The following is a 7,901-nucleotide window of genomic DNA, read 5'->3' as shown; positions in this document are numbered from 1 at the left end:
TCGCCCTAGCTCCAGAAATTTCTGATGAATTCACCAACTCGATGATCAAGGCCATCAACAACATGATGATGGACATGTTGGCCGCGATTTCTAGAAAGGATTATGAAGATAGACGTCGCCGCCAAAAGCAAGGCATCGAGAAGGCTATGAACGAAGGGAAATACAAAGGTAGGAAGCCAGACCTTGAGCTGCATGAAAAAATCTACAAGCTCAGAGTTGATAACCAGATGAGCATCAACGAAACGGCCAAGATGATTGGTGTCTCTGCTAGGACAGTTGTGCGTGTGGTTAAGAAGATGAAAGCTGAGCGTGAGGGTTAATCGTAGAATGCTTGGTAAGTTTCAGTGGCTGACTTGTTGAGATAGGCTGTGTAACTGCCAGATGACACGCTAAACCAAGTTCGACTTAGTTGTTTCAGTGGCTGACTTGTTGAGATAGGCTGTGTAACCTGATCATCATTCGACCACGTTTGCGTTTGATTTGTTTCAGTGGCTGACTTGTTGAGATAGGCTGTGTAACTCCCCCTTCGTGGCATATACCATTTTATTTATTAACAGTTTCAGTGGCTGACTTGTTGAGATAGGCTGTGTAACGGCGTTTTTCAAGATAGTTGTCACTAGTTGCTTGTTAATTAAGCAACCTCTTTTTCTGGATTTAGATGAACGTTACCAACTGGTTTGCAGTTCCTAATTTCTCCTGACCAACGTTCAGGATTTTGCTCTCGGCGTACCTCTAGGACTGCTGCTCTTTTTTGTAAGATCTCACTATCTTTACCCGCATGTCTTTCTGATGGCGTCACGTAGTTCAGTCCTCGATGTTTATGCTCATTGTTGTACCACTCTACGAACCTGTCTACCCAAGCTCTGCTCTCTTCTAAGCTTGCAAAGCCTTTCGACGGCCAGCTCGGGACGTATTTTAACGTCCTGAACAACGATTCTACATAGGGGTTATCATCGCTCACTCGTGGGCGACTGTAAGATGGCGTCACACCAAGCTCTTCCATCTTGGCTTTCATCGTTGAAGACTTCATCGCGCTCCCATTATCCGAGTGAAGCACAAGCGCCTGATTAAAGCATTGCTCTCGCATGAGCGTTCGCTGCAAGAGCTGAGACGCTTTTTCACCACTCTCTTGCTCATAGACTTCATAGCCAACGATTTTTCGACTGTAGATGTCTTCAATAAGGTACAGATAGTAGTGCTGGCCTCTCACAGCTGCTGGCAAGTAAGTGATATCCCATGTCAGCACCTGTTTCGGTGCTGTCGCGGTATAACTGCTCGGTCTTGCCACTTTCTTGCGAGCACGTTGACGTCCTCGGTGCTCAACCTGACCTGCCTGTCTTAAAGTTCGATAAAACGTAGACTCTGAGCCTAAGTAAACTCCCTTATCAAGTAACGTAGGGACGATTTGTGTTGGAGGAAGGGCTGCGTATTCAGGCGCGTTGCATACGTCCAATATGGCTGACCTTTCTTTCTCCGTTAACTTATTCGCTGGTTCTGGGCGAGCGGCCAGTGGACGCTGATCTTCTTGGACTGCTCCGCCTTGATACCACCTTCGATACGTTCTTAGGTCGATTTCCGTTTCCAAACATGCATTCGGTAGGCGACTGCCGTTGTCGACCGCTTCATGTATAAGACTTATCAGCGTTTGCCTTTCATCGGTTGACGTTAATCGACCTCGTCCTCTTCCCCGTAAAAGGCTCTCAGCTTTTTTCGCAGAACTAATAACGCACTGGTTTCAGCTAAGGCTTTCTCTTTGTATCGAAGCTCTTTTTTCAGAGCTTTGATCTCCAGTTTGTCTGCTCGAGACTGCTGTTTCGCTTCAGCGTCTTTTTCCTTCGATGACCTAAAACCGTGTAGACACTCTTCACGCCAAGTGTGAATCTGCTCTGGGTAGAGCCCCTTTGAACGGCAGTACGTACTGAGTTCATGCTCGGTCATCGTGTAAGTTTCAGCAACGACAGCGAGCTTCGTTTGTGCTGACCATTGTTCTGGCGATGTTTTCTTATTAGGCACTGCGGCCCCTTTTTCTCTCAATGCTTTACGCCAATTGTACAGTGTCGCTTCAGGGATGCCTTCTTCTTTTGCCACTTCCGAAATGGAGCGAGGATATGGCGGCAACAATTTTTTGAGTATGGCTTCTTTTCTTTCTGGAGAATAATGAGACAAATGAATTCTACTTACGCCCTGACTGGTTAATTTTTAACAGTGACAACTATCCTGCCAGAGGGGGGTAACCGAAATATTGATGCTATAGAAAAGCTAAAGAGGGAGTTTCAGTGGCTGACTTGTTGAGATAGGCTGTGTAACCCCACTTAATATCCCTTGTAGATTAGGATATTAAGTGAGGTTTTACGTTTATTTTTTTCGCAAACACATCGAATGTCATCAAATGCCCTTTTTTTGCGAATATTGTTATCGTATCTCTAGCGATCATTACAGTACCTTAGATATTCACATTGCTCACACTGGGCTAATGATGCTGACGAATTCGGCATCCGATGCGAAGCAATTGTTTTTCGCAAGGCGTATAGTACCTCTAACAACGTATGCTTAAGTTTGTCATTAACCGTCACCTTGTATTGTTTAGTTGCTTTGCCTTTAAGTAAAATCGCCGCCACCACTTCCTTATTGGTCGACTCTTCTAACGCTACCACATACGCTATCAACTGAAGTTTTTGCGCTAAAGTCGGCTTGCCACTATCCACTTTGTACTCAATCACCACAGACTGCTGACCATTTGTAACCAGCTCATCTATGTAGCCATGGATATTCAAACGGGTAGACACCACATATGCATTCAGAGTTCGTTCTGTTGGTGGTGATAGGTAATTACAAAAGCGCCTCTTATGATTAGACTTATGGGTTTCATGCCATCGTTTACCTTGTGCCACCCAGCCCTGTTCTGGGGGTTCAAATTGCATGACATGCTTAAACCATGGCACCCGTGGGCAGAATAGATACTGGCGAATATGGCTTATAGGGATCAAGTCATCAGAATATTCCATGGCCGTCGTACTCCTCAAAATCTGGGGCTAAACCATAAAACTGAGCATTTTCGGACAATTTACTTACAAGAATAAATACTTTGTCGTTACCACTCTCTATTTCGCTCGATAAGATTCGTTTCGCCAGTTTGATATCCGCAGGCAGCAAGCGCCCCCACATCACAGATTTTTGAATCGATATCATCCCCACATCTTTTAGTTGGTTGAATAACCGAGTTCGGGTTTTATTATCTTCGATATCATAAGCAATTATCACCTCTGTTGTTTTGGCCATCCTGCACCTCACCAACGAAATAGTAACGGGCGATACTTCCGCTCATCGGCAAACATACCGCACAAGCGATAGCATTGACGCTGAATGACACTCTCAAGGCGAATTTTTTTTCCTTTGTAAAGGATTGGTTTTGAGAGTGTTGAGAGAATATCAGCCGTCAGCTTTTTGCGAGTTTTCGGTTTAAGCTCATCGCCTTTGAGTTCGCTTCTTAACTTAATCACCGCGCGATCAACCACCCAAGCACGATACTCTTCCATGACATCAAGCACTAAAGCTGGTTTACCGGGCCTAACAGCATGCAAAGCGCCTAAGTACACTTCTAAACCGGCATTAGTCAGCGCATTCCACACCACGCTACTAAGGATCCCGTAGCCATAGTTTAGTGCTTGGTTGGTTGGATCTTGTGCTCCACGACCGATACGGGCATGGAAAGTTGGCCCCAACCACTGATATTCACCCAAAACTTGCCAATAACTCGCAGCAGCTCGCCCCTCTAAACCCATAAGTACGGCATTCCATTTGTCAGTGTAGGGCAACTCACGGACTTGAATTGATATCTGTCCGAGCTCATCAGATAGTCTTGCTGCTGCCGCTTTTTTTGTTGCGCTGCACTTTTGTTTATGGAAGTACAAAATGGTACTTCGTTGGTTACGGATCTTTCCATAGATAAACGCTCTTGCAATACGATAGCGCTGTTTATCCTCTTCAAGGAAGCGAAACTGGTGAATACGATTCTGTACGACGACATGTTGGGCGTTACCTTGTAGGCAACAAAGCTCTTGGGCTCTGTTGCCAATAAACACTTTTATCCCATATTTAGCACATGCGGCGAGTAAGTTTGAAGAGAGACTAACCCCAGATTTTTGAATGGACAATGTACTGATTTTTCTTAATGGAATTTCTTTGGTCGAAAATTACCTTCCTTGACTACCAAACGCTCAGAGGTGACGCCAAGTGACTTTCCATATTCTTGTATCACGATATGCTGCATGTATAACATCCTTGCTCTTGTCATTATTCTAATGAGACGTTAATATTGACTTTCAACAAGTCAGCCGTAAAGCTGGAATCACTTTACGGTCAACGATGAACAAGGCTCTGCATCGCGCACCCTTGAATGCAAAAAGCGCCAGTGGCGCTTTTTGTGTTTAGTCTTGGGTCATATTCTCAACGATTTTTTGAGTCACTTTTTTGTCCAAAGTTAATGTCACCGACACCGTCTCATCCGTTACCTTTAGTGTCATCCCTTTATCATGCTTTGCGCTACGTTTGAGTAGCTTTTTAAAACTATCTTGGGCAATGGAATGGTCACCTTCTGCGTTGGTTTGCCCAGAGCAAAAGATCTTTGATTTTTCCCACCAAGGTTTTTCAACCGCCTCGTTTTTCAACAGTAAGTTCGATTCAAACCATTGACGTTCAATATTATTTATATGCAACTTATTGGCTTCAATAACGACTTTAATTGGCTTGAGATCCAACTCAGCAACTTGGCAGTTTTTGGAGTTTAAGGCAGCCTCAATCGGGATCTCGATTGCCTCTAACGTTTGCTTAGGTGTTATATCGGCCATGTAACCTTTTTGTAGGATATTCCTATCAAATAGCACGACATTTGCTGAAGTGATTGCGAGTGCAGGGGCCTGCTCTTCACCAAGAACACGAGTATTTATATCCATGATGTGATAGCGCTTAGTTCCCTCTCCAGAGATCTTTCGAATTAGAGATGGCACCCCGCTCGGCGTACCTGGCGCTCGCATGGTGAAATCTCGCAAGGCAGTATGTGCAGGCTGGAACACTTGGTCGTTTTCTTTGATAGGTATCCTATTCAGAAAGGCCTCACAATATGTTTGCCAGTTTGCTTGCTCATCGCTGGCAATCTCCAACATGCCTTTATTTTTCTTGATGGGAAGTTGTGATCTTTGCTCCCAGCCAGTGTAGAAACTCAACCATTCCTCTTGGAAAGGGTTTGGCCCCCTAGACTTCAGGACGCTTGGAGCCTTTTTGAGTTCTTTTCTGGCTGTGTAGTAGTAGAGTTTGCCTGCTCCCTTACCTAGCAACCAACTGACCAGTTTCGACTGCTCTTGATTTGGCTGCGGGGCAACTTTTGCTTGAGATAGGGCATCAAAAATATACCCTAGAACAGCTTGTTTGTTCGCTCGGTAAATAGCTAGACCTTGGAGACGCTGTAAACGAAACAGTCCTAATTCAACCAAGCGCTGGATTTTATCTAGGTTCTTGTCTGCAGGTTTGGACTTGTCACCAGAATGTTTTGTGAACTTGGCTTGCCCGTTATCGATCGTCACCCAGCCTCGGAACAACTGACCTGCAATATCTTTGAAGTCATAAAACTCAATACCAAGCGCATTCTTCTTGAAGATCCGGCGACTAACAACTTGATGAGGTTTAGCTCCATCTAACAATTGTTTTACTTTGGTATGTGTTGCTCGCGGCTTAACCTCCACTAATGGGCTTAGCTCTTTTGGCAATACGGCAACTTGCTCAAAAGCGGTATTGAGATAGGTGCCATCGTCATCGATTCGGCTCCAAATCGACTCATTTTCTGCTAACTGAATTTTCATAGCGCCTTCATTTGGGTGCGCTTGTACACTCAACATGAATGCAAGCGTGGCATCGATGACATGTGAATAACCATGTTGAGATTGAGTCGTTTGTTTTGCGAACGGTCGTAAATCAAAGCCGACAGCCAAAGTTGAACTTTCAAGGTGTCGACGCAGAGCAACTGTAGAGTTTTCGTTATTTGGGTCGCTGCTGACCTCAAAGTAATCAAAAGCAAGGTTGCCCTGCTTACCCAGCTCTTTGGCCTTTTGCCAGAGCGTATCGGCCAAAAGCTGGGCCATAAAGCGCTGTGTACCATTGACACGGTTTTTACTTCGGTGCTGAAGTGTACTGATCACCAGCGCTCTGAGAGGGTGATCAGCTGGTAAGAATAGTGCATGTCGAAATGCCACTTGATTCTCTGGTGACAGAGCTCTGAATTGGTGATACCGACCAAAGCTAAATATATCTGCGCGCTTACCAGTAAGGCGCTGCTCAATAAGGCGCTGAATTTCGTCTCTATCAATATTGCCCTCTGGGAACTCTTTATTGAACTGAGACTGTAAATAGGCATCGCTGAGGTTAGCGAGCGTGAGCTCACGATTAGCTTTTATCTGTCGATTGCCAGTACGGCTGGCATAGATCAGGTTCGCCTCATCATTGAGCGTTCCGTAACGGCTACTGCGTGGAATGATATGATCGACATCTCCATCATCACCTATTTTTGTGGTTTGCTTGTCGTAAGGGCAAACATTATGACTCGCTTGCTTAATTCGCTCCACCTTCGGTTGAAACTGATCTGGTGCTGAGAGGCCTTTAGATCTAAGTGTGCCTTTGAGGACATGTAGATTTTCGGCAAAATCGAAACGGTTTTGCTCTAGGATCAAAGGTATTGTGACCTTATCCCCTTTGAGCAAAGCAGGCTTAAGCAACTTATCCCAAATCCGGTTCGCAATATGATGGGCTTGGTGGTTTAAGTGCCGTTTGAGGCCGCCATCAATTAAGCGCATGCTTAGTGTACTGAGCCTAACAGCCTGTGCTTGCCCCGAATTGTCCGCCATTCGCACTGCGTTATCAGTGGCGCAGACGGGGCAAGTACTGGCAAAGCCATTGCGATCGCCCCAAGCCATTTGATAGAGCTGAGCGAAGTGATAGATGGATTGATTACGCTCGATGAAAGCAGAGCTTGAAGACTTATCTAACTTCAATCGCTGGCACAGTGCTGGTAGAAGTTCTTTGATCTTTGCAGTGAGCTTAATCAGAGTATTGTCCGTGGTGAGGTTATCGTTTAGCTCTGTACCCCATTGCTTTTGTGCTTTACGAGCATCATCGCAAGCTTGCTTAAGCCCTTTGACTTGTAATAGGTAGGCTCCCAAATCGACTTTCCCATCTAGACCTAAGACCGCCTCTTTAGGCAATTGCTGTTGATTCAATCCAAGTAACACCCGCACATCTTGCAGCCCTTGATGTTTAATTTGCTTTGGCCTATGGCGACACATTGCCAATAGTTTATCATCGTCTTGCCAGGGCTTTGTTTCCGTACTCAATCCTCTCTGTCTTTTGATATCTCTAGGCGACTCGGTAGCTCTCGGGCATACCAAGCTGGGTAAATCGATTTAATATTGATGCGCCTAGCATCAGTTCTTGTTGTTGATTTTCAAAGTCTCTGCTGTGTAATTTTGGGCCTATCATTGTTTTATAACGTTGCATCGCATTCTCTGACACATTCCGTTTCCCATACTGTTTTTTCTTTTGCCAGCGTATGGGACCTAAGTCAGAATACGCTACCAAATTGCTCATTCTTTTAGGGTTATGAGCATCGTCTGCATACAGATTTTCTTTGGGAGGAATGGCTATGTCACTCTCTGGAAATTTGCTCGTTAAGGCATCATAGACGTCATCGGTATCGTACATTTTATCTGCTGAAACATGGTCAACTTCCACATCAACTTGCTCACTTAATTCCTCGACAACCTGAAAATCCATGGTGTCTTTCTTCGTCAATATCGCGCCATGAATAATATGTTCATCACCAACAGCAAAGTGCGATTTTTTCCAGCTGCGCTTTG

General features: G+C 45.0%; 6 protein-coding genes and 1 pseudogene. 1 reads left to right on the top strand and 6 read right to left on the bottom strand.

All coding sequences use genetic code 11. The features are described 5' to 3' along the window. Positions 1-320 (top strand): annotated as a pseudogene (locus VSA01S_RS18810) (recombinase family protein); the annotation flags it as partial. Positions 321-631: 311 nt separating this feature from the next. Here VSA01S_RS18810 and VSA01S_RS18805 read toward each other — a convergent pair. The 6 genes from VSA01S_RS18805 to VSA01S_RS18780 form a co-directional block, all read right to left on the bottom strand. Beyond that, positions 632-2,166, bottom strand: a protein-coding gene (locus tag VSA01S_RS18805) for an IS3 family transposase (protein ID WP_371860813.1) whose coding sequence is annotated in 2 segments (ribosomal slippage) — positions 632-1,713 and positions 1,713-2,166 — 1,536 coding nt in all. Because the reading frame shifts where the segments join, the coding sequence is not laid out codon by codon here. A gap of 257 nt (positions 2,167-2,423) precedes the next feature. Beyond that, complete coding sequence (gene cas4 / locus VSA01S_RS18800; protein ID WP_039983290.1) at positions 2,424-3,005, bottom strand: CRISPR-associated protein Cas4; 582 nt, start codon at positions 3,003-3,005, stop codon at positions 2,424-2,426. Further along, positions 2,992-3,279 (bottom strand): CRISPR-associated endonuclease Cas2, encoded by a 288-nt coding sequence (cas2, locus tag VSA01S_RS18795; protein ID WP_050567463.1) that lies wholly within the window; start codon positions 3,277-3,279, stop codon positions 2,992-2,994. Before cas2 ends, cas4 begins: the two co-directional genes overlap by 14 nt. An 8-nt stretch (positions 3,280-3,287) precedes the next feature. Further along, positions 3,288-4,154: a CRISPR-associated endonuclease Cas1 gene (gene cas1 / locus VSA01S_RS18790; RefSeq protein WP_158000796.1), complete on the bottom strand. Its 867-nt coding sequence runs from the start codon at positions 4,152-4,154 to the stop codon at positions 3,288-3,290. Between the two features lie 273 nt (positions 4,155-4,427). Further along, the gene (locus VSA01S_RS18785) at positions 4,428-7,379 is read right to left on the bottom strand and encodes a hypothetical protein (RefSeq protein WP_039983291.1); all 2,952 of its coding nucleotides are present in this window, start codon (positions 7,377-7,379) and stop codon (positions 4,428-4,430) included. A gap of 22 nt (positions 7,380-7,401) precedes the next feature. Next, the coding region (locus VSA01S_RS18780; RefSeq protein ID WP_147052749.1) for a transposase at positions 7,402-7,901 on the bottom strand (500 nt) is incomplete at its 5' end.

The sequence above is a fragment of the Vibrio sagamiensis NBRC 104589 genome, from assembly GCF_007990935.1.
In the GTDB taxonomy this organism is placed as follows: Bacteria; Pseudomonadota; Gammaproteobacteria; order Enterobacterales; family Vibrionaceae; genus Vibrio; species Vibrio sagamiensis.
The sequence above is the reverse complement of the archived record's forward strand: the minus strand, read 5'-3'. Positions and strand labels throughout refer to the sequence as shown.